The organism is Mesorhizobium maamorense, from assembly GCF_044998965.1.
Taxonomy (GTDB): Bacteria; Pseudomonadota; Alphaproteobacteria; order Rhizobiales; family Rhizobiaceae; genus Mesorhizobium.
The window spans coordinates 91,955-112,752 of the sequence record NZ_CP173355.1 but is presented as its reverse complement, the minus strand read 5'-3'; the positions used below and the strand labels follow the sequence as shown (position 1 = coordinate 112,752).

Sequence of the window (20,798 nt, the reverse complement as noted above, 5' to 3'; positions counted from 1 at the left end):
AACGATGCGAGACAGGCGCCGCCACGATTTCTATCGCGGCTTCCGCACTGTGTTGGGTTCGGCGCGCCTCCTGCATCGCTCTGCACCCGAGCCACCTTGAACCTTTGCCGCCGGTCAATGCCTGACACATTGACCGGCAGCTGTGTTGAGCCTGCTATGCGGCTGCACGCTGATCCTGGCCATCAATCGAAGACGCAAGATCGGTTCCGATTTCCGCAAGCTGTCGGCGCTTCTCGGCCAGTTCACCAGCGAATCCGAATTCGCCACCCTCACGCGAGCGATAGGAGGTGAGCCTGCGCTCGGCATCCTCAAGACGCTGGCGATATCGTTCCTGCTCGCCCTCGAAGCCGGCCAAGGCATGATCGAGCCGGGCGATGGCGCCAAGCGGCGAGGTGGTGACGGGGAGCTCGATTTCATAATCGGCGCCGGTGCGCATCAGCATGGTGGCATAGCGGTAGCCGTCCTTGCCGAACCGCTCGCCGGAATATTCGAAATCGAACCCGCCGATGGAGGCGATAGTGGTTTCGCCTTGCTGCTGAAGCTGCACGCGAGTCAGGATTTCCTTCATCAGCGCACGACCGGCGAGTTTGCGCTCCGTGAACGCGTCGCCTCCGATCACCATGCTGAACCCATCGCCGGTGGTTGGCACGAGGCGCTCGATATCCTTCCCGACCTCGCCGATGCGCCGGGTCGAGTATTCGATATCGCGCTCGGCATCGCGGATCTGCCGTCGAACGGCGTGCTCATCATCAATGTGGGCCGCGCGAAGGCGCTCCAGACGGGCAATGTCCGCCTCCAGACCTGCCTTCTGCATAAGACGCGGATCGCCAGAGGCGATCGCCTTGGCCATCGCGAACTGGTTGGCCTGCCCCTCACCCATATCCTCCAACCGACGGATGGACGTGTCTCCGGAAAGGGCGGCCGCTATGAACCGGGCCTTGCGCTCGTTGTTCTGCCACATCTGGGCGTCCATCGATCCTTCCGTGGCGTAGGCGAAGATATCGATGACATCGTGCTGGTTGCCCTGCCGCAGGATACGGCCTTCGCGCTGCTCGATCTGGGAGGGAAGCCACGGCACGTCGAGATGATGCAGCGCCTTGAGGCGGAGCTGCGCGTTGACGCCGGTGCCCATTGTGTCGGAGGAGCCGATCAGGAACCGGACCTTGCCGGCCCGCACATCACCGAACAGGCGCTGCTTGGCTTGCGCCTTCTTGAAGTCCTGCATAAAGGCAATTTCGGATGCCGGAACGCCCCTGCGGACCAGTTCATCCCTGATCCAACGATAGGCTGAGAAGCCGCGGCTTTTCTCGACGCCGATCGTGCCGAGATCGGAGAAGATCATCTGCGCTGCGCCCGCAAGCTCGAACGGCTTGCCGTCGGCGCGGACATAGCTGCTTTGCGCTGTTTCCTGCCAGATACGGAAGGCATTGCCGATCAGCTCGTTGAGTTTGTTGTCCGGCTCATCGTGATTGTCCGGATCGACCAGGCGCAGGTCGATCGCGGCGTGCCGGCCATCGGTGATCACCGAGAGCAGGATGTCGTCACCAGGTTCTGCCGGACGGTCGCGTTCCTCGATGGCCTTTATGCGGGCGCCGAGCACCATCTGGTAGCGCTTGAAGGCCGCAGACGGCTTGGCGGTGACGATCTGACGTGCGCCGGTCGAAAGCGCCGGCACCTTCACATATTCGCGAAGGTCTTCCGGCAGCACCACATCCGCGAAGGAACGGAACATGGCGATCAGCTCCGGCACGTTGACGAAGGTGGCGAAGCGCGTCACCGGCTTGTATTTGCCGGATGGCTGCAATTCGAGTTCGGTCGTGACGTCGCCGAAGGTCGAAGCCCAGGCGTCGAACTCGTGCAGGCCGCGCTGAAGCAGCGCCTGGTAACCGAGATAGCGCTGCACCGAGAACATCTCGCCAAGCGTATTGGTGATCGGCGTGCCGGAGGCCAGCACGAGCGCCCGGCCCGGATTCTTCGTCTCCACGAACCGGGATTTTACATAAAGGTCCCAGGCCCGCTGCGAGCCGTTCGGATCGACTCCCTTGAGCGTCGACATGTTGGTGGCGAAGCTGAGCTTCCTGAACTCCTGGGCTTCATCGACGATAATCTGGTCGACGCCGATCTCGGAGATGGTCAGCAGGTCTTCCTTGCGGGTCGCCAGCGCCTGCAGCCGTTCCCTGAGCCCCTCCTTCAGCCGCTCGAGGCGCTTGCGCGAGACGCGGTCGTCGCTCTGGACCTTGGTCAGCAGCGTCTCGTAGAGCTCGAGCTCGTCCTGGATCATCTGTTGCTCGAAGGCCGACGGCACGCCGATGAAGCGGAAGGCGCTGTGCGTGATGATGATCGCGTCCCAGGCGGCGGTCGCCGCCCGTGACAGGAATCTATGCCGCTTGTCCTTGGAAAAATTCGTCTCATCAGCGACGAGGATTCGCGCGGTCGGATAAAGCGCCAGAAATTCGCGGGCCGCCTGTGCAAGACAATGGCCGGGAACGACCAGCATGGCCTTGGCGATCAGGCCAAGCCGGCGCTGCTCCATGACGGCCGCGGCAATCGTCATGGTCTTGCCGGCGCCGACTGCATGGGCGAGGTAGGTCGAGCCGGCCGAAACGATGCGCCAGATGCCGCGCTTTTGGTGCCCATACAGAAAAAGGCGCCGGAGGCGCCTGGAAGTTGCAGATGATCCCCGTTGAATCGTCGGGGGGCGATGTTGTTGAAGCGGTCGTTATAGACCCGCGCCAGCCGGTCGGTCCGGTCGGGATCGGACCAGATCCAGTTCTGGAAAGCGGTCTTGATCTTCTGCAGCTTTTCCTTGGCGGCTTCCGTATCCACAACATTGAGCACGCGCTTTTCAGCATGGCCCTCCTTCACCGTGTCGAAGATCTGCGGCACCCGGCTGTTCAGCGCGTCGGCTATGAGCTCGCCGGCATGACGGCGATCGCTGCCCCATTCGGACGTGCCGGCCGCCATCCATCCCAATTGCCGCGCCTCTACGGTCCACGATGCCAGTTCCGGCATATGATGGATGCTGATCTCGGCACCCATCGTCTCCTTGACGAAGGCGACAACATCGGCGGCGGGAATCCATGGTGCCCCAAGACGCGCGGTGATATCCGAGGGACGAAGATCGGCCGGCTGAACCTCGACCAGGGCACGGACATTGCGCTCGAATTCGGGATCGAGTGCGGCAGCGGCTTCCGCGACCTTCAACTTGTCGCGGACCTGACCGGAGAGATAGGCGTCGGCCGTTTGCCACGAACCGGTCTCCGGATCGCGGTAGATGGCGTCACCCAGCTCGCCAATGACGTCATCGGCATTCTCATGCAGCAATTCGGCGATGTGATCGATGTCAATATGGCCGCGTTCGTTGAGCACGACGGCAAGCGCATCGGCAGCACTTGTGATAATGGGCGCTGCGGGCGGCGCGATGACGCGCTCGGTGAAAATCGGACCCGGCCGGGCGGTATTGGTCTCGAGATCGTAGTCCTCGATAGAAGCGACCAGCCAGCAATCGGGATCGTCCAGAAACGGTTGCAGGTTGGGGCGGCGATGTGTTTCGCGCACTTCATCGGTTTCGGCATCCTCATTCACCGACACGGTAGTGAAGTTGATAGGCCCGAAGTCGCGCACAAAATTCGACCAGGCGATGCGCAGCTTGACTTGGGCCGGCTTCCAGGGCCGGTCGAGCTCCTGGGCCTTCAGGACCCCGCGCACCGCATCACGGATGGGGATCAATTTGCGGATGATCCGCGCGTGCTTTTCGGGGATGCCTTCGGCGGTGCGGCCCTTGCGTACGGTGATGGTCACAGCAGCGCCACCGATCATCTGCGCAAGGGCAGTATTTTTCGCGACGAAGAAACTGCCCTCGCGCACACTGGGGCCTTCCGGCAGGGCATCGACGACGTCGGCACTGTCCTCGGCGTCACGATCAATCTCGTCCGGCTCGCCGTCATAAATGGCTTCCGGAAGGAGGGAGACCGCTGCGGTGAGCGCTCGCTCCAGATCGACACCGGGATGAGGCAGGCAGGAATAGGCCTGGCCGTAAGGCCCCGAGACAATGGCATGCGTGCCGAGCACGAAATCCGGGTGGCGCGCGAACCAGCGGTTGACGCGGATCGCGCCTTCATCCTCCGTCGCCTGGCGGACTTCCTCGATGTCGAGCCAGGACAGATCACCTTCGGGCTCGGTGACCTTGCGCTTGCGCAAAAACAGCACGTCGACCACGACGTCCGTGCCGGCGTCGGCGCGGAAGCTGCCTTTGGGCAGGCGGATGGCGGCGATCAGGTCGGCCGTTTTGGCGATATGCTCACGCGCAGAGGAATCCGCCTTGTCCAACGTGCCGGAGCTGGTGACGAAGGCGGCGAAAGCGCCCGGCTTCAACAGGTCGACGGACCGGGCGATGAAGTAGTCGTGCAGGCGCAGGCCGAGCGAACGATAGGCCCGGTCCGAACGAACGGTGCGATCTGAGAATGGCGGATTGCCGATGGCAAGGTCGAAGCTCGCCGGCAGCTCCGTGCGGGCGAAATCGCCAGTGACGATACGCGCGCGCGGCTGCAATAGCCGGGCGATGCGTGCCGTGACGGGATCGAGTTCGATCCCGGTGACGTGTGACACATCGCGTAGCGCTTCGGGCATCAGCGCCGGAAACAGGCCCGTGCCGATGCCGGGCTCGAGCACACGGCCGCCGCGCCAGCCGAGCCGCTGCAGGCCTGACCACATCGCGCGGACGATGAACTCCGGCGTGAAGTGGGCATACTGGGTGCAGCGGGTGAGCGAGGCGTAGTCGATCTCGCCGACGGCATCCTCCAGAGAAGAGCCGATCTCGTCCCAGCCTTTGCGGAAGTCGACCTCGCCGGGGCGGCGGAAGACGCCATTGGCAAGGTCGGACGCGCCGAAGCCGGTGAAGCGGATCAGCCTCTCCTGCTCCTCGAGCGTGGCCGGGCGCTCGTCCGCTTCGATCTCGGCGGCGAGCCGGATCGCCGCGATGTTGTCGCGCGCCCGCTCCTTCCAGCCCCGCGCCAGGCCACGGCTACCAGCGAGATGGAAGTTCGACCCGCGCGCCCGGCAGGCGGTCGATGGTCGCCGCACGATTGCCGCGCTCGGCAGCGCGGGCGCCGGCGACGACGGATCAGGATCGTCGTCACCGTCGGGCTCGACAGTGTCGCCAAAGGCCGTCACGCCGAGGCCGAGGCCGGAAGAAAGTGCGGTGTTGCTGAAAAGATCGATGGTGAAAGGATCGTCATGCGACATGGCTGGATCTCCTGAATGAGGGCGCACGTCGCCGTTCCGCTGGAAGGCACCAGCCGGCCGGACTTGCGCGGGATGTGGGGGATTGGGATGTTGGACGCCGCCGGACGACGCCCGCCGACGGCGCGCTAGTCTCGCTCGATCACGAAGAGCTGCATCGAGTCCTGTAGGAACGCGATGCGCAGATGCGTGCAGCCGGGACTGGCTGCGATCAGGGCCTCAAGGCCTTCGGCGTCGAGGAAATCCACGCCGTCATCGCCGCCGAACCCCCGGCGTTTGACCTCGAACCAGTCGTCGTTTCTGCGCGGATCGCATTCCTCGGCGTAGGCGACGAGCGGCTTCGCCCCCTTTGGCGAGTTCGCCGTTGGAGCACAGGTAGACGCCGTGGTCTCCGACGAGCCAGAGGCCGGGCTTGCGGTTGTCGGCGGCGGATAGTCCGAGGTGAGGATCGCGGAAGCCGCCATTGGTTTCAGCGTCGACAATGCCGCGAGCGATGACCTCGCGGAGGGCGGTGATGGTGAAGGTCAACATCATCTCACACCTCCCTCACGCCGCGATTGCGTCGGGGAGATAGCGCAAATGCACGGGCAGCTTCGCCGCGATCTCCGCATCTGTAAGGTGGTCCAGCAGCTTCAGCGTGGTGCCCTGGCGGCCGCCATAAAATATCACGGTGCGCTTGCCGCGGTCGCGTTCCGGCCAGCGCTCGCCGGCGTAGCCGCGATAGTCCTCATGGGTGCTCGACCAGATGTGCTCCAGGCGTTCCTCGCGGGTCATCGCCCGAACGGGACGGGTTTCGCGTTCGACCATCGCATCGCGCATCCGCTCAGGCGAGCCCTTGTCGAGCAGGTCGCAATAGCCGTGGAAATACCGCATGCGGCCATCGATGTTCAGGGCGTAGAAGATGCTGGTGATGCGGTCGGTGAGAAACTCACGCAGCGCGAACATCTCGCCTCGCATCCAGAGCGGCGGCAGGATCTCGAACATGTGATCGTGCTCGGCCTGTGATATCTCGAACCATTCGCCGCGGTACAAAGCACTGGCATCGTCCTGGAAACGATCAGGACGCTGAGCGTGGCGGTCGAACATGCGGAACATCTGCCGGCGATCGGCGATGCCGTGATAAACCTTGCGGACGGACAAGAGGGTCATGGGTGGGCTCCTTTCAGCCTCGTCGGGCTGGAGCGCGGCTCATCCACTCGATGTCGCCATCCTCTTCCGCCCTTCCTGACCCCTCCTCCGCGGCCGCCTCTCCGTCCGGCCGGGTCAAGGGCCGCGAAGCGGGCGCAGCTTTACCCTTGACGCGGCTGGCGGGCATGCGGCCAGCCAAGCTTCTTACTTCCTCTTTCTCCCTTTACCCGGTTCTTCACCCTTGCCTTGAGTTCGGCGTTCCAGTCCTCCTCGTGCGGGCGGAGACGTTCGAAGCCGCAGCCAGCCTCGCGGGCGACCGCTTCGAGGCGAACCGCGTAGATGTCGCCCTGCGCGTTGTTGTCCGTGGCGGCGACCAGCAATAAGCCCTCCCGCGCCGCCAGCAGCCGGATTGCCGCATCGGTGACGGGAGCCCAGCCGCCCCCGGTACTGACATAGAGGCTATCGCGGCGAGTGCTCTCGAGCGCGGCGAGGCTCATGGCGTCGATCGCGGCCTCGGTGACGCAGAGGCGGAGCGCATCGCAGGGGCCAAACCGAAACAGCACCTTCGCGCCGCCGGTCGAGAAACCGCGCCATTCCGGACCGCGTTCCTCCCAGCCGGTCACAACCCCCTCCCCGTCCCTGTGAGCGGCCCGCATGCTGCCGCGAGGGCCCTCCCGCAGCAGATCATGACGGATGGCGGCGCTGATCACGGCTTCCGGAAGATGGCGGTCGTCGCGCAGGTAGCGCCATGTCATCGATCCCGGCCAGGGCTTGCGGCGGGCATTCCAGCGTTCGGCGACGCCTAGATCGGGCTTGCGATGCCGGGCCTGCCTCCTCCACACAGGCTCGCGCGGCTCGTGGCCGACCAGCCGGGCGACCAGCAACGTCGCCTCCGCGAAACCCACCCCATGCAGATGGGTCATCAGCGAGAACACGTCCCCCTTCGCGTCGGAGAGCGGATCGAACCAGCCTTTTCCGTCATGGATCACGATGACGATCTGGTCGCCGTGCCGGTATTTGACCGCACGTCGGGTACTCTCCTTCAGGTCGATCGCGTAACCAGCCTGATCCAGCGCGGCCGCGCAGGCCACCCTTGTCGAAGTTCATCGAGTTCGTCCTGTTCCATGTCCCTCTTTCGTGCGCCGCAGGCGCCCGCCTTCCTTCAGGTTTTCTTTCCCGCATCTTGCGGGATGCCTTCCGGATGCCGCGAAGAGCAAAGGCGGCAAGGGCGCGGCTGGCAATGTGTGTTTTTGCACCTCGCGCCGCCGCCCGCGGGCCAGCCGCGGCGCAGCTTCCTTGCCGCCGCAAGCTCGCAAGTGGCACCTCCGGGAGGAGAAGCCGGCTTAATGAGCCGGCCCGTGTTCAAAGGGATCGTATTCGGCGAGGGTCTCGACCTCATCGTTGTCGAGTTCGGCGCTCGGCAGGACGCCGAATTCGTCGCCGGAGCGGAAGAGCGTGACAGGGACCATGAGGGTGCGGGCGAGCTGGAAGGCGTGGCTTTGGGCGAGGGAAAGATCTTGCGACATCTGAGGGCTCCATCCTTGGAGCGGGCCAATTCCCGCTCGATGGCTCCTCAAAGGTCGGGCTCCGGGCGCGATCACCGCAAAGGCCAAGCCGGCGCGGCCGCAGCTTGCTAGCGGACCCTTCAGGGGTTGATCGTGGAAGATCCGGAGCTGGACCAGGAAGCCATCTCAAGAGAGCGGGATTGGGCTGCGGGCCGAGCCCGCGTGCCGGCCGATCAGCTCGCACATTGAACACGAGCTGGACTGGCAGATTTCCACCACGAGGTCCCTTTCCAGATGTTCGAGGTCCGAGAGGGAACACGCGCGGCAGTCGCTCGCAGTCGAAGCCGAGCGGTTGTAGTTGTCTCGACATGCATTGCGAATGGCACGATCGAGCCATTGCGGATATCAGCGGATTTGATGCTTCTGCCATTCCGGCTCGACCGGCCGGAATAGCCAGAGGCCAGCGCAGAGCGCCGTCAGATAGACAACCGCTGCTGCCCCGAATAGACCCTTCGCGCCGAGCGCATTCATCATGCCGCCGGCGACGACGGGGCCGATGACGGCGGCCAGAGCATAGACGGAGGCAAGGGCGGCGGTGGCCGCCGTCAGCATCTCAGCCCGGAAGCGGTCGCCGATCAGCGCGAGCCCAGCGGTGTAGAGCCCGTAATTCGCGCCGCCCCAGACCAGCATCAGCCCGGCTACGGGCCAGAATCCCATACCTGGTCCGGAGACCAGCGGCAGGGTGCAGGCGAGCGATAGGCCGCAGCAACCAAGAACCGTGCGGCGGCGGCCAGCCTTGTCCAGCGCCAGCCCGATCAGCGGCTGCCCTATCACCAGGCCGACATGGAACACCGCGGCGAGCAGCACCGCCTGCGAGACGTCGAAATCGCGATCGAGCATGATGACCGGCATGAGGCTGATGGCGATGGCATCAATCATCGAGGCGATGAAGAGAAAGCCGAAGGCTAAAGGAAAGGCTGTGATCGCCGATACGGTGTGGCGCGCCGATCCCGGCACCACCAAGCGGCTCACCGGCCGTTCCACCGCGGCGAACGGGATTAGCGCCAGCAGCGCTATCGCGGCGCAACCGAGGAGAAGCGCGGCCGGGCGGTCGGGCATCAGCGCGATCATCGCGGGACCGAGTACGAAACCGAGGGCATTTGCAGCGGTATAGACGCCCATGATCTGCCCGCGCCGCTCAGGTGTCGCGGCGGCGTTCAGCGCCGTTTCGGCGACGATGAACATGAGACCCGCACCACAGCCCAGAATCGCGCGGGCCGCGAAGATCGGCCAGAAGTCCCGCAGAAAGGCCAGTGCAACGAGCGCCAGCGCCAGCAGCCCCACACCTGCCAGCGCCGTTCGACCCGCGCCCAACCGGCGGGCGAGGCCGGGCACCAGCACCACGCCGGTCATGAGGCCGAGGCCGGTCGCTGCCGTATTCAGGCCATTGAGCGCGCCTGACACGCGATCCGATAGCAACAAGCCCAGAAGCGGGTAGGTGGTGCCCATCGCGAGGCCGTAGATCGTCACGCCGAGAACCAGCGCTACGATCATCCGGGTTTGGGGGTTCTGCGCTCGGGTCATCGCATCCTCCTGGCGATGGGGATCCCAAGAAATCGCGCGAAGTGAGCTTTCACTCAAACAATATTTTTTACCGCAAGCGAACGCTTTTGTTATGCTGGTCTCATGCGCAAACTGCCCAACCTCAACGCCACCCGCGCCTTCGAAGCAGCTGCCCGGCATGGCAGCTTCGCTGCGGCGGCGGACGAACTGGGCGTCAGCCATGCTGCCGTCAGCCGCCACGTGCGCAATCTGGAGATGGAACTGGGCGTCGAACTTTTCGAGCGTCATGCACGCCATGTCGTGCTGACCGGCGAAGGCAGCCTCTTCGCCCGCACCGTCGCCCGGTCCTTCGCCGATCTAGCGCTCGGCGTCGGGCGTCTGAGGCGCGGCACCGCCAAGGGAACAGTGGTTCTGGATGTGGAAACCGATCTGGCGGTTGTGTGGCTCATGCCGCGGCTGACGGCGGAGGCGCTGGACGCGCTGCGGCTCAACGTTGATCTGCGCTGCCGCCCGGACCCGCCGCGCAGCCTGCCCGGCGATGTCGACCTGGTGCTGACCTGGGGACCCGCTGCGCTGATCGGCTTTCGCTCCGAGCCCTTCCTTGATCTCAACGCGTTCCCGGTCGCGTCACCCGCATTGATCGCCAAGGGGCCAGATCCGGCCTCACCAGGCTTCTACGCCGCGCACAGGCTGATCCACGAGCGCGGGCTCTATTGGTGGCGACGCTATTGCGAAGCGGCAGGCGCCATGCTGGACGATGTCGACAACCACCTGTTCTTCAATCGCACCCATCTGTGCATCGACGCGGCGCTGCGCGGCCTTGGCATTGCCATCGGCGACCATCTCTCCTGCGGCCAACATCTGCGGTCGGGGCGTCTTGTTCAGCTTCCCGGCCCGGTGCTGCCAGGACGGGAACAGTATCATCTGCTGACCCCTGACACGGCGCACCTGTCACGGCCCGCGCGACAAATGCGCGACTGGTTGAGGAAGGCAGCGAAGAAATGAAAGGGAACCGGCTGAAATAACCTCACCAACATCTGGTCTGTCCGCAACTCGGTCGTTTCGCATGGGAGCTTTCGGTTGCCGCTCCGCGACCCTGTGCTGCCCTTAATTGCAGCTTCTGGAAGATCGTGATCAAGCCGCCACGGGGCTCCCCGCCGCACGCACTGCTTTTTTCAAGCGCTAAGAGCGCGTGTTTATCAGCGACGGCATCACGTCCGACAGGACTGAGAATCGCCTGGCACGAGCGCCGCGAGCACAGCCGCCAACAGCCCGCACCCGGCGGAAAAAAGCATGATGGAGAACAGCGCATGCTTGCGTTGCCCTCCGTCAGGACGGCCCCTGTGATCGAGGAAAGGGCTGCGCCACCCGTAAGGGTCATAGCGCCTGCCAAGCGCTAGGCCAATCATCGGGGCCACCGCCCAGATCATCGCCGTATAACCGATCCGGCTCGCCGTCTGCTCTTTGCCGACCGTATCCCTGATAATCGCCATCGAAATTGGATAGCAGGACGTGATTGCCCCTGGAGCAAACGGAACGCAAGAAAGGTCCGAATATCGGATGCAAAGGCGCCAGCCGATCGACCCGATCGTGAACGTGGCAAGACTGACCATGACGATCGGCCGACGCCCGAACCGATCGGATAGCGGGCCCATGATCAGTTCCAATGCGACGGCCACTACCGCGTAACCGGCTAGTGACAGGCTCAGGAGAGCATAATCGGCGCGGAAATCCTGCGCGATATTCGCCAGTGATGGCAGAAAGACGTTCAACGGCAGCACCGAAAGGGCGCATAGCAGGGTCAACGTCGGAAGTTTAGGCGTGAGCGCTGAACGCCGTACCGTGGTTGTTGATTTTTCGGGTGTCATTGCGGCCACTTGTATGAGGCCGGCAAAGGAGAGAGGCGTCAGACCCGTCCCTTTGCCGGCATGATCCGGATCAGGTTCAAAGGGTCACTGTGCTGCCTTCGGCCAACAGTATCTCAGCCCCTTGACGGGGCACCCCCTCGGTATCTGCGAGGAATCTCAACCTTGAATAACAAGCACGCCTTATTTGGCCGGGCGCTCATGGCCAACGACCGCTTTTTTCGTCGCAAATATTTCGAAAACTTCGACGCGTTTTGCGACTGCGACAAAAAGGTCCGCTTTGTGGGCTTGGCCGCGCGGTGGCGCCTGGCGTCTCGCACAGCCACCGCATCAAGAACCCAGGCCGGTGGCACCTCTGGTTAGGCTGATGAAAACAAGTCACTTGAAGGAGTTCGCCATGCGCAAGATCGCCATGGATTCTCACGCCTTATTTCAGCACTTCCGCTCGCCTGCCCGATTCGGGTCAGCTTGCACCTCCAAACTGAGTGGCGCAGCGACGTTCATATCGGGTCAGGCGAAGCTTCTTGATTGCCGCTCATCTTGTTGCTCTGGCCCGGTCAATCGCCCTCTCAGTCTCGCTATTGACGGAGTTGCTCTTGAGGCGCGCGCCAGCGAGCTCGAGGAGCGCGTAGGCTATCTCGTCCTCGGTCCAGCCGGATTCCGCTGCGCGCGCAGCCAATTCCTGAAAGGCCGGTTCCAAGGCGAGCTGGCATTGAAGGCCGCGATCCGGATGGTCGACCGGGCAGCTTGGTTCCACGATCACAACGCGTGATCGCTTCATTGCAGGCCATGGGCTCTCGCCCCTCTCCTTTTGCCACACGAGGCGCGCCAGCTCACGTGTTGTTGTTGGTGTGCGCCACGGCAACCGCTTCATCTTGTCAACCAGCCGCTCCAGCGATCCGGCGCGTTCCAGCTCCGCAAAGAAATGATGCGGCGTGACGCTTCCGAGCCGGTGCATCTCGGCCAGGATCCACACATACGGATAGTCGACCATGAAATCGGATCGAGGCGAGGCCTTGGTCGGTTCAGCCTTGGTCAGGATGCCGCCGCCCACGAGCCGATCAGCCTTCTCGATGATTTGCCGCACCCTCGATTTCGACAGGCTATGTTCCTGCGCCAGGTCGGCGAAACTCTTGCCCTTCAGAAAGCCTTCGACCAGGGCGACATTCCTATCGACGGTCGGGGTAAACCCCCAACAGGCGCGCAGTTTTTCCAGTATCATTCCGTTCGTTCATCCGGTGTTCGCCCCCCTGCAAACCCTACCCGGCCAAATCGGCGCTTGGAAGACAAGACTCACATCATGGCATACGTCCCTGCGAAAACTATCAACTGACATAAACGATCAGCGACTTCTGGTCTGACCTCGGGCACCGATGCGGCCGATTGTGGCCATGTGAACACGAAAGATGCGGGCGATCACCATGATCGTTGTTGACCGCCGACCTCGCGAATGTCGACTTCGACGGAACACCGGTAGCTCTCGGCAATATTGAACAATTCCGTTTGAAGATGATTGATTTTGTCATCGAGGGTCGATCCATCAGGATCGGTGTCGACGATTGTATATTTGAGGAACCCGAATTCGTTTAACGCGCGGAATTCGCTACATGGTGAATCATCCCAAGCGCGGAGGTGTGTGTCCCAACTCTCCTGTGCATTGATGGCTGAAATGAAAGCCAATCCGGTTAAGGTGTCCGCACTAGATTGCGACATCCTGCGAGGTGCCCGCGTTGCTGAAATGGATTTTGCGGAAGTAATAAGGCCCCGGCGCTGGGACGACGCAGGGGCCTTCAGGCATGTACGAGCTACCAGCATGTCCAGTTATGATCGTGCGCTATTATGATGAACAAACGGTGAATGATCGCTATCCAGCCCTAGGGGAAATGGGCAGAGCGGTACAAGGCGGCCGTTCGCGTCTGTCAAAATAATGATCCCATGTTTTCAGCGCCGAGGTGCAGGCGCGCGAGATGGTGGGGCGGCGAGGGACCTGTACCGCAGCAGCGTGGCCACGAGCAGCGACCCGAGCCATGCGCCACGCTGCAGGACCTCGATTTCGGGCCAAGCCTCGAGCCAGCAATTCGCCTTGCTTCTCGGAAATCATAGGCTTTGGGAGGCGGTTACGCAGCGCGATACGGCCGCGGCGATACGAAGTTTAATTTTTCCCCTGTTCAGACGGTCAGGCTGCCTTCGCCGCCGGCTTGGCTGCCTTGACATGGGTTATACTGCGGCGACCGTCGACGCCGACCGGAACGTCACCGTCAACCGTAGCGCGACGCACAACCCGGTGCTGGTCGCCATAGTCGTTGACCGCATAATGCTGGGTAGCACGGTTGTCCCAGATAGCGACGTCGCCTACTTGCCAGCGCCACCGCACGGTATTTTCCGGGGCAGTGACGTAGGACTGGAACACCTCGTAGAGTTTGGCGGAATCGCTCTTGGAAAGGCCGACGAGGCGCTGCACGAAATTGCCGAGCAGCAGCGACTTCTCCCCGGTTTCCGGATGGACGCGCACGACCGGATGCTCGGTCTCGTAGATCGTCGATGTGAAGACTTCCTCGAAGTGCTTCTTCTCTTCGGCTGTGGCGCGCGGGCGCGCGGCTGCGTAGTCGTAGGCATTGCTATGAACAGCCCACAGATCGTCCGCCAATGTTTTGAGCGGCGCCGGCAGATTCTCGTACGCGGCGTGCGTGTTGGACCAGATCGTGTCGCCCCCCGCCGCCGGAATGACGACGCCACGTAGGACCGAGAATTTCGGATAGGCATCGACGAAAGTCACGTCGGTATGCCACTGGTCTGCCCTGCCACCGCCACGGCCGAAATCGAGATTGAGAATTGAGGCCGTGCCGGCTGCCGGCCCCTGCGTGGGATGAGGTACAAGGTCACCCAGACGCCGCGCGAACAATTCCTGAACGTCGAGGTGCTCCTGGCCGCGGAAGAAGATCACCTTGTGTTTTAGAAGATGACCGGGGCCGCCGCGATTTCGCCAAATTGGTCACCTGCAGACGCAGACGAGTTATGCAAGGATACACAAATCACATTGTTCAAATAACCCGGTCTTATTGAATTGTAATAAGATTACATCGCAAGAGACGAGCCTTCGGAGAAGACACCAGGACCGATAAGACAATAGAAACGGATGGTCAAAATCCATACATTGAGACACGATCCTTACTCAACAACACCCACGACAGGCGGCACACATAATTAGCAATCACAGGCGTTATACGGAGACCCAGAACTGAACAAAGAGAAATGACCGAAATACAGATGCAATAAAGGCGAGAGGTGGTCGCAAACACAAACACAAGGGACATCTTTAAAACGCCATACGGCGCAGCCAACAGAGACCTTCAAACAGGAACGTCAATCCCTACAGAAGGCGAAATCTGATGTGGCGCCTAGCGCCCCATCCTTGGAGAGAAACTCAACGATCTTCAAGCAGCACCTTCGTGACAGCCACCACGTCAAATGAGCCGAACCGCGCCCGTTTAAAAAAGTCGTTATCTTCATCATAAGCGATAAAATCGGCATCGGGAATGACGACGCAACCTGCAATGTCGCTCCTCTCGACTTTCGTGCATCCGACAGCATGATACTTGCGCACTATGTCATCCTTGCTATCATTACCCTTCGGCGGGATATCCAGTACGAGCAGTTTGACACTGTCATCGTGGTCGACAAAGCGCATGTAGTCCGGAATGTAACTTAGGCTTCGCTTTCGTCGACATTCTTGTGCCGACGATAGTGGCATATATGTGTATAGTAACCTCCGCACTTCGTGCGCGCCGTCTGAGTTGAGTTCCGTCATGATTCGTTCTAAGTAGTTTGTCATGGTCGGGTCATTGAGGCAGGGATAAGTATAGAATTCATCTAGTACTTCTTCTGGAAGATCGTCGTAGACCTTCTCGGTCTCCCCCATCCACGCATCATCGTGTTCAGGATCAATGCCATGAGCTTCCGCGGCGGCTCGAGCCCAATCACGTTGGCTCGGATACAGGGTGTTGTTGATGAAATTATTATATTTGCTCGTCTGGGTCCGAATGTGCTCTCCTAGGTCTTCGGGGTCGGCGTGGGGAGCAATGAACCATGGGCGATCGTACGGAGGAAGAGACATCGTGAAAGAAGGTGCAAGATGGCGGCAGATGATAAAAAAGTTAGTTGGCTTGTGAGTGACGAAAGATAAGCTAACGGGCTTTGAATCGCATGCTGGTTTAAATACACGACGCGGTGACATCGAAAACCTCTTGCCTTCTGCGAAGAGCCATCAAATGTCCCCGTCTAAAGCGTGGTCCAATAAGAAAGAATGACCCTAGTCGCCTGCAAAGAGTATTGCCCCTTCCCTTATACATATTTCTGTCACCCTCGCCCAAGAAGCACCTTTTGCAAGGGCTAAAGGTTAAGATGTAACGGGCACGTCATTTTCTGTCGTTATCCCAAATGTTCTTGGCTCTGAGAGACGAATCTATTGGTGGGCGATCTCCCCGCCCTGATCGGCCAAGTACATGCAGCACTGAAAGGAACGGCCGGCAGCGTTTCGGCAGAACAGCCGCAGGCTCTCAGGCCTGCTGTTCCGATCAAGAAGTCGGTGATGGCGGACTACATCGTCTGCCTTGACGATGGAAAGAAGTTCAAATCGCTAAGGCGCCATCTGTCGACCCACTATGGCCTCACGCCGGACGAATATCGCGCCAAATGGGGCCTGCCGGCGGACTATCCCATGGTCGCGCCGAATTACGCCGCTGCGCGCTCGGCCTTGGCCAAGACCATAGGTCTCGGCCGCAAACCGAAAGAGTCGGAAACGCCGGCGCCGGCGAAGCGGACCGGCAAGAAGGTCGCAGCTTGACTTATCTCTCGAGGGTCGTTCTGGAGCGCGCAGCTGCTATCGGTACGATCTGCGCAGAATAGGAAAAGGCGGGGGCCAAACCATGCCCTACCTCGCGTTCATTCGCACTTGCCGGGACGCAGGAGAAAATTTCAGCCAGCTTTACTGAGGCTACCGGCAGAGGACTTGCCAGTGCGGCGGTCCTGTTCGATCTCATAGTTGATCTTCTGGCGGTCATTCAGCGTCGAGAGGCAGCGCGTTCGACAGCGGAAATGTAGTTCGGCCGAATGCGCGGACGAAGATTCAAGATCAGCATTGGCGGGATGAAACCGAGCGAAATGCAGGGACAAAATCCGGTTAATGAGTTAGCGAAACCAGTTCGGGCGCGCTCGCCTGTCCATGAAACCATGAAAACAAGCGCCCCGTCTTGAAGGAACACCGTGACAGGGTGAACCAGACCGTGCGAGCTATGCTGGAATTTGGGTGACGAGGCTGATCAAGCGGCGCTCTGCGGCTTCGTTTCGATGACCTCGATTCCGTCCAGGAACGTGGCACCTGCGATGAGTTTCGGCAACTGATTTTGTCCTTTCAATCGTCGCCACGTCCTGGCCGCGGCCATGACCAGCTTGAAGACCATCAGCCTGGCGGTTTTCGAGGATAGCGAGCCCTTGGTACGCACCGTGCGGTGGCGAACGGTGGCAAAGACGCTTTCGATGCGATTGGACGTTCGCAGATGATCCCAGTGTTCGGCGGGGAAATCGTAGAACGCCAGCAACGCATTCTGATCTTTCGTCAGGCAGTCGACCGCCTTGGCATATTTCGCGTCATATTTCTCGCCGAAGACGGCAATTGCCGTTTCGGTCGAGGCCCGGGTGGGAGCGAGATAGATTTCGCGCAGGTCTGCCTTTATGCCGGCCTGCACCGATTTCGGCACCTTGTCATTGATTTCATCGGGCTGACGAAGGCGAACAATGTTGATAGTCTCATTCATGGCGTATCGCTCTCCTTGAGAGGTTCTGGCAGGCTTCATCACCCGCCTCGATACGCCGCTCTCCTCAAACCGTCATCACCCAGTTCCGCCATAGCTCCCAAGCCGGCTCCGCTGCCGCAGTGGCTCACCAGGTGGCATATCTACATGGTCCCGACGAAGACCCTTGGAACATCGTCCTGCTTTGACCCGCCACCAGAACACGGCTTCATCTTCTCCGCCTAGCTGCGCCGGCCAGGTATGACGAGCGGCCGCCGCTGACCTGCATGGCCACGCACAGACGCATCGGCGCAGCGAATCAGTTGTGTGCGTCAAGTTCTGCAAAAATGGCGTGGCATTCAGCGGTGACGTTGGCGTGTCCGCCGCGCAGCCCCCGTGTTTAGCGGAGCGGCGGACATGGCGGGCGCGTCTCAGGCGGCCAGTGCCCTAAGGTTCTCCTTCTTGTGCTCGCGCAGATGGTCCATGTTGAGGTAGCGGGTCGCCTCGAGCCAGTTCTCGTGGATCTCCACCGCCAATGCCCGAACCAGCCGCAAACAGCTCTGCGGGTTGGGGAAGATGCGAACGACCAGGGTGCGCCGCTTGATCTCCTGGTTCAGCCGCTCCAGCATGTTCGTCGACTTCATGTGCTTGTGATGCGGCAGCGGCAGCCGATAGAAGCTCAGCGTCTCCTCGATGTTGTTCTCCACCCAATCCACCAGCTTCGGGTATTTGGCCTGCCATTTGGCGATCCACTGCGCCAGGTCGCGCTTGACCTCGGCTAGGTCGCGCCGGTCATAGAACCATCTGAGCTCCATCAGGCAATCGTCATCGACCTTGCGCGGCACATAATCGAGCGCGTTTCTGAGGAAGTGCACGTAACAGCGCTGCCAGACTGCCTCAGGCAGGACTTCCCGGATCGCTGCCCTGAGCCCCGGATGGTCGTCGGAGACGACGAACTCCACGCCGGCAAGCCCGCGCTGCTTGAGCCCTGCCACGAACGCGCGCCAGCTCGAATGGCTTTCCCGGTTGGCCAGTTCGACACCGAGCACCTGGCGCCGGCCCTCCCAGTCGACCCCGATCGCCACCAGCACCGCCTGGCTGGCGATCACGCCGGCTTCGCGCGCCCGCTCATAGCGCGCGTCCAGAATGAGGTACGGGTAAGGTTCGGCAAGCCGCTGCTCAAAGAACGCCTTCAGGGCTTCATCCAGCCGCGCCGTCGCCTGGCTTACCGTCGAAGCCGAGAAGGAATGGCCGCACAGCTCCTCGGTGATCGCCTTCACCTTGCGCGTCGACACGCCTTGCACGTACATCTCGACCAGCGCCGACACCAATGCCTTCTCCGAGCGCTGATAACGCTCGAACAATTCCGTCGAGAACCGGCCGGCCCGATCTTGCGGAACCCGAAGCTCCAGCACGCCAACCCGCGTCACAAGCTTGCGTTCGTAATAGCCGGACCGGTAACCAACCCGCTCCGTCGTCCGCTCGCCTTTCTCGGCCCCGATCGCCTCCGTCATCTCGGCTTCCAAAGCCTCCTGCACCACAGTCTGCAAAACTCTGCGAAAGCCGTCCTCATCCGACAACAGCAACGCTTTCAACTCACCTCTGCTCAGTCTAACGTCTCGCTTGGTCATGGCACTTACCCTTCCACGGGAATCGGTGATCGCAACGTCACCAGCGTGCCATGGCCGCCCCTCGCCTCAGAGTAAGGGCTGCTCTCTCTCCAGAGCTTTTTGCAGAACCTTCAGGACACTATCAGCGAATCTTCTGCCTGTACGAGGAGCGGAGTTTGACAAAGAATAGACGTCAGCGGAAGCCTGCAATCCCGCAGGCCCGGATGTCATGCCATTCTTGTGGCGGACGCCGTGATCACGTCTGAACAAGCAGCGTGTGTCGCCGCCCGTTCACCCTCATTTACGCGAACAACTCCTTGTAACCGGTCGCCTCTTCCGTCGGATCGATGCCGAGGATCACCTGCGCCATCTCCTCATAACTGGCATCGTCGGCGGAGGCGGCGTTGAACCAGGTCTTCAAGACGAAGTCCCTTGTCAGGACAGCCTGACCGCCTACGACAAGGAGCACTTCAAGACCTACTTGAGGTTCCTGGACGGCGGCGCGAACGCCGGTCGCATGGCCGTTGTCGCGATGGTTGCGAAAGCACGACAAGGAGGGCGAGAGCGCGGGCCGGGGACGCGGAGAGCCGCTGGCGTCGTGGCTTATTCGAAGACCGTTGGCGACGGCGAAAACCGTGCGATCGGCCTTAGATAATATTCGCACCTCCCCCAAGTCGCCGAGAGCATGAGGCAGCAGCGACCGCTTGTCGTCGAGGTCAACAGAAGCGTGGGCTCGTGCGGCCACAGTCAATCTGGGCCGGCATCGACCTGACTGCCATCCCGAACGATATAACGGTCGCAGCGGTGGCCAGAACGACCATGGGAATAGCGTCCGGCCTTCGTTCATCTCGAAAAAGGGATGACCGACCACCGGCTTGCCATCGAGATCGACCTGTGCGGCGCCGGCATCCAGTCTCGCCAAGTATTTGGCCATCTTGGTATACGCCAGCAGGGCTCTCCTTAATTCATCATCAGACAGTTCGCCGTCAAGCACGCGAATGTCATGATGGATGCCGATCTTGAGCGGCCTGGGCGCTTCCGGATTGAACGCCGCAGGCCACTTGGCCGATAGAAGGCGGAAAAGCTGTGCAGGCGATTTGCCTCGGCTAGCAGAGCGCCCCTATCGGATGCAGTCGCTGTTGGGGTGCAGCCACTGGGACGCGGATCGGCTGCGAGACGAGGTTCGCGATTATGTGAGTGGAGGCGTTGGGCGATGAGGATGGCGTCCTGATTGTCGACGAGACGGGATTTGTGAAGAAGGGTGATCGTTCCGCCGGTGTTGCGCGTCAATACTCGGGAACGGCGGGGCGGATCGAGAACAGCCAGATCCGCGTGTTCTTGGCGTACGCGAGTCGCTACGGTCAAGCGCTGGTCGATCGTCGCCTTTACCTGCCGGAAAGCTGGACAAAGGATCGGGCGCGATGTGCCAAGGCGTCGATCCCGGAGACGGTCGAATTTGCGACCAAGCCAAAGATGGCGCGCGCCATGGTCGAGGCGGCGCCTCGATGCCGGCGTCCCATGCGCTTACGTTCTTGGCGACGCTGTCTACGGGGCCGACAGTAGCCTTCGCCGGATGCTGAAGCTCGCGAGCAGCCCTATGTCCTGGCGGTTCGAGGCGCTCACTTCATGCCGCCGTCGAGGGGATCGTCGGTAATTAGCCAGCGAGCTCGCGCCCGAGGAGTCGGTCTGTCATGCGGCAGCTAGGGGAAGGCGAAGAACGACGTGATCCCAACTGCGCCGCCAACTCTGCGTGATCGCCGGATATTTCTGACCCCATTAGCCGGCCTCCAATTCCTTCAGAGCCTTCATGCCTGCTTCAGCATCTATGGCACGATAGATCGCAGCGACACTTAGATCACTCGACTGGAGAAAAACAGAGAGACACAGCTGTCGCGCGCCGACTCCAATGCTCGCCTCCTGACGAAAGGCGGCCACACGGTTGTGGGATAGAGCCAAAATTGGTTTCAACAGGCTCATCTTATTCATTATGAAAAGGAGTACAGGAATGACACGCCGCCAGTAGCGGCTGAAAGGAAGACATTTACAAACAGAGACAGTAAATACCACAAGGCACAGTCCACGGTGACACAGAATGAC

Annotated in this window: 12 protein-coding genes, 8 pseudogenes and 1 riboswitch; of the genes and pseudogenes, 4 read left to right on the top strand and 16 right to left on the bottom strand. The window is 61.3% G+C overall.

Annotation, left to right across the window (positions count from 1 at the left end; all coding sequences use genetic code 11):
- Window positions 1-154: 154 nt before the first annotated feature.
- The 6 genes and pseudogenes from ACIU1A_RS00605 to ACIU1A_RS00580 form a co-directional block, all read right to left on the bottom strand.
- A pseudogene (locus ACIU1A_RS00605) lies at window positions 155-5,244 on the bottom strand (lactate dehydrogenase).
- Between the two features lie 125 nt (window positions 5,245-5,369).
- Window positions 5,370-5,772 (bottom strand): annotated as a pseudogene (locus ACIU1A_RS00600) (DUF3085 domain-containing protein).
- A gap of 15 nt (window positions 5,773-5,787) precedes the next feature.
- Complete coding sequence (locus ACIU1A_RS00595; RefSeq protein WP_404924664.1) at window positions 5,788-6,390, bottom strand: DUF1419 domain-containing protein; 603 nt, start codon at window positions 6,388-6,390, stop codon at window positions 5,788-5,790.
- 140 nt (window positions 6,391-6,530) lie between these two features.
- A complete protein-coding gene (locus ACIU1A_RS00590; RefSeq protein WP_404924663.1) occupies window positions 6,531-7,460 on the bottom strand; it encodes a DUF3991 and toprim domain-containing protein in 930 nt (309 codons plus the stop codon).
- A 252-nt stretch (window positions 7,461-7,712) separates the two neighbouring features.
- Window positions 7,713-7,895, bottom strand: coding sequence for a hypothetical protein (locus tag ACIU1A_RS00585; protein ID WP_404924662.1), 183 nt, complete (start codon window positions 7,893-7,895; stop codon window positions 7,713-7,715).
- A gap of 384 nt (window positions 7,896-8,279) precedes the next feature.
- Window positions 8,280-9,428, bottom strand: coding sequence for an MFS transporter (locus tag ACIU1A_RS00580; protein ID WP_404924719.1), 1,149 nt, complete (start codon window positions 9,426-9,428; stop codon window positions 8,280-8,282).
- A gap of 132 nt (window positions 9,429-9,560) precedes the next feature.
- On the opposite strand from ACIU1A_RS00580, the gene ACIU1A_RS00575 reads away from it, so the two are divergent.
- On the top strand, window positions 9,561-10,442 hold the full coding sequence (locus ACIU1A_RS00575) for a LysR family transcriptional regulator (RefSeq protein ID WP_404924661.1): 882 nt from the start codon (window positions 9,561-9,563) through the stop codon (window positions 10,440-10,442).
- Window positions 10,443-10,648: 206 nt separating this feature from the next.
- On the opposite strand, the gene ACIU1A_RS00570 is transcribed toward ACIU1A_RS00575, so the two are convergent.
- Window positions 10,649-11,305, bottom strand: coding sequence for an MFS transporter (locus tag ACIU1A_RS00570; RefSeq protein WP_404924660.1), 657 nt, complete (start codon window positions 11,303-11,305; stop codon window positions 10,649-10,651).
- Between the two features lie 30 nt (window positions 11,306-11,335).
- A riboswitch (TPP riboswitch) is annotated at window positions 11,336-11,452 on the bottom strand.
- Between the two features lie 15 nt (window positions 11,453-11,467).
- Here ACIU1A_RS00570 and ACIU1A_RS00565 point away from each other — a divergent pair.
- A complete protein-coding gene (locus tag ACIU1A_RS00565) occupies window positions 11,468-11,665 on the top strand; it encodes a hypothetical protein (RefSeq protein ID WP_404924659.1) in 198 nt (65 codons plus the stop codon).
- Window positions 11,666-11,837: 172 nt separating this feature from the next.
- On the opposite strand, the gene ACIU1A_RS00560 is transcribed toward ACIU1A_RS00565, so the two are convergent.
- The 4 genes and pseudogenes from ACIU1A_RS00560 to ACIU1A_RS00545 all read right to left on the bottom strand — a co-directional run bounded on the left by ACIU1A_RS00560 (window position 11,838) and on the right by ACIU1A_RS00545 (window position 15,536).
- Window positions 11,838-12,524 (bottom strand): hypothetical protein, encoded by a 687-nt coding sequence (locus ACIU1A_RS00560; RefSeq protein ID WP_404924658.1) that lies wholly within the window; start codon window positions 12,522-12,524, stop codon window positions 11,838-11,840.
- Window positions 12,525-13,243: 719 nt separating this feature from the next.
- Window positions 13,244-13,345 carry a hypothetical protein gene (locus ACIU1A_RS00555; protein WP_404924726.1) on the bottom strand — a complete coding sequence of 34 codons (102 nt, stop codon included), beginning with the start codon at window positions 13,343-13,345 and terminating at the stop codon, window positions 13,244-13,246.
- A 133-nt stretch (window positions 13,346-13,478) separates the two neighbouring features.
- A pseudogene (locus ACIU1A_RS00550) lies at window positions 13,479-14,261 on the bottom strand (TauD/TfdA dioxygenase family protein); the annotation flags it as partial.
- A gap of 465 nt (window positions 14,262-14,726) precedes the next feature.
- Window positions 14,727-15,536: a RolB family protein gene (locus tag ACIU1A_RS00545; protein WP_404924657.1), complete on the bottom strand. Its 810-nt coding sequence runs from the start codon at window positions 15,534-15,536 to the stop codon at window positions 14,727-14,729.
- 234 nt (window positions 15,537-15,770) lie between these two features.
- Between ACIU1A_RS00545 and ACIU1A_RS00540 the strand changes: the two genes are divergently transcribed.
- Window positions 15,771-16,145, top strand: coding sequence for a MucR family transcriptional regulator (locus ACIU1A_RS00540; protein ID WP_404924656.1), 375 nt, complete (start codon window positions 15,771-15,773; stop codon window positions 16,143-16,145).
- Between the two features lie 131 nt (window positions 16,146-16,276).
- Here the strand turns inward: ACIU1A_RS00540 and ACIU1A_RS00535 are convergent.
- From ACIU1A_RS00535 to ACIU1A_RS00520, 4 genes and pseudogenes are all read right to left on the bottom strand, one after another.
- Window positions 16,277-16,401: pseudogene (locus ACIU1A_RS00535) on the bottom strand (cold-shock protein); the annotation flags it as partial.
- Between the two features lie 219 nt (window positions 16,402-16,620).
- A pseudogene (locus tag ACIU1A_RS00530) lies at window positions 16,621-17,064 on the bottom strand (transposase); the annotation flags it as partial.
- 458 nt (window positions 17,065-17,522) lie between these two features.
- Window positions 17,523-18,722 (bottom strand): IS256 family transposase, encoded by a 1,200-nt coding sequence (locus tag ACIU1A_RS00525; RefSeq protein WP_404924655.1) that lies wholly within the window; start codon window positions 18,720-18,722, stop codon window positions 17,523-17,525.
- 280 nt (window positions 18,723-19,002) lie between these two features.
- A pseudogene (locus tag ACIU1A_RS00520) lies at window positions 19,003-19,776 on the bottom strand (ProQ/FINO family protein); the annotation flags it as partial.
- Window positions 19,777-19,819: 43 nt separating this feature from the next.
- Between ACIU1A_RS00520 and ACIU1A_RS00515 the strand changes: the two are divergent.
- Window positions 19,820-20,312: pseudogene (locus tag ACIU1A_RS00515) on the top strand (IS701 family transposase); the annotation flags it as partial.
- Between the two features lie 105 nt (window positions 20,313-20,417).
- Here ACIU1A_RS00515 and ACIU1A_RS00510 read toward each other — a convergent pair.
- A pseudogene (locus ACIU1A_RS00510) lies at window positions 20,418-20,552 on the bottom strand (transposase); the annotation flags it as partial.
- Window positions 20,553-20,798: the final 246 nt, after the last annotated feature.

Coding starts and splice junctions, on each gene's coding strand:
- ACIU1A_RS00595 (WP_404924664.1), bottom strand. CDS start 6,390: ATGACCCTCTTGTCCGTCCGCAAGGTTTATCACGGCATCGCCGATCGC.
- ACIU1A_RS00585 (WP_404924662.1), bottom strand. CDS start 7,895: ATGTCGCAAGATCTTTCCCTCGCCCAAAGCCACGCCTTCCAGCTCGCC.
- ACIU1A_RS00580 (WP_404924719.1), bottom strand. CDS start 9,428: ATGATCGTAGCGCTGGTTCTCGGCGTGACGATCTACGGCCTCGCGATG.
- ACIU1A_RS00575 (WP_404924661.1), top strand. CDS start 9,561: ATGCGCAAACTGCCCAACCTCAACGCCACCCGCGCCTTCGAAGCAGCT.
- ACIU1A_RS00570 (WP_404924660.1), bottom strand. CDS start 11,305: ATGACACCCGAAAAATCAACAACCACGGTACGGCGTTCAGCGCTCACG.
- ACIU1A_RS00560 (WP_404924658.1), bottom strand. CDS start 12,524: ATGATACTGGAAAAACTGCGCGCCTGTTGGGGGTTTACCCCGACCGTC.
- ACIU1A_RS00545 (WP_404924657.1), bottom strand. CDS start 15,536: ATGTCACCGCGTCGTGTATTTAAACCAGCATGCGATTCAAAGCCCGTT.
- ACIU1A_RS00525 (WP_404924655.1), bottom strand. CDS start 18,722: ATGACCAAGCGAGACGTTAGACTGAGCAGAGGTGAGTTGAAAGCGTTG.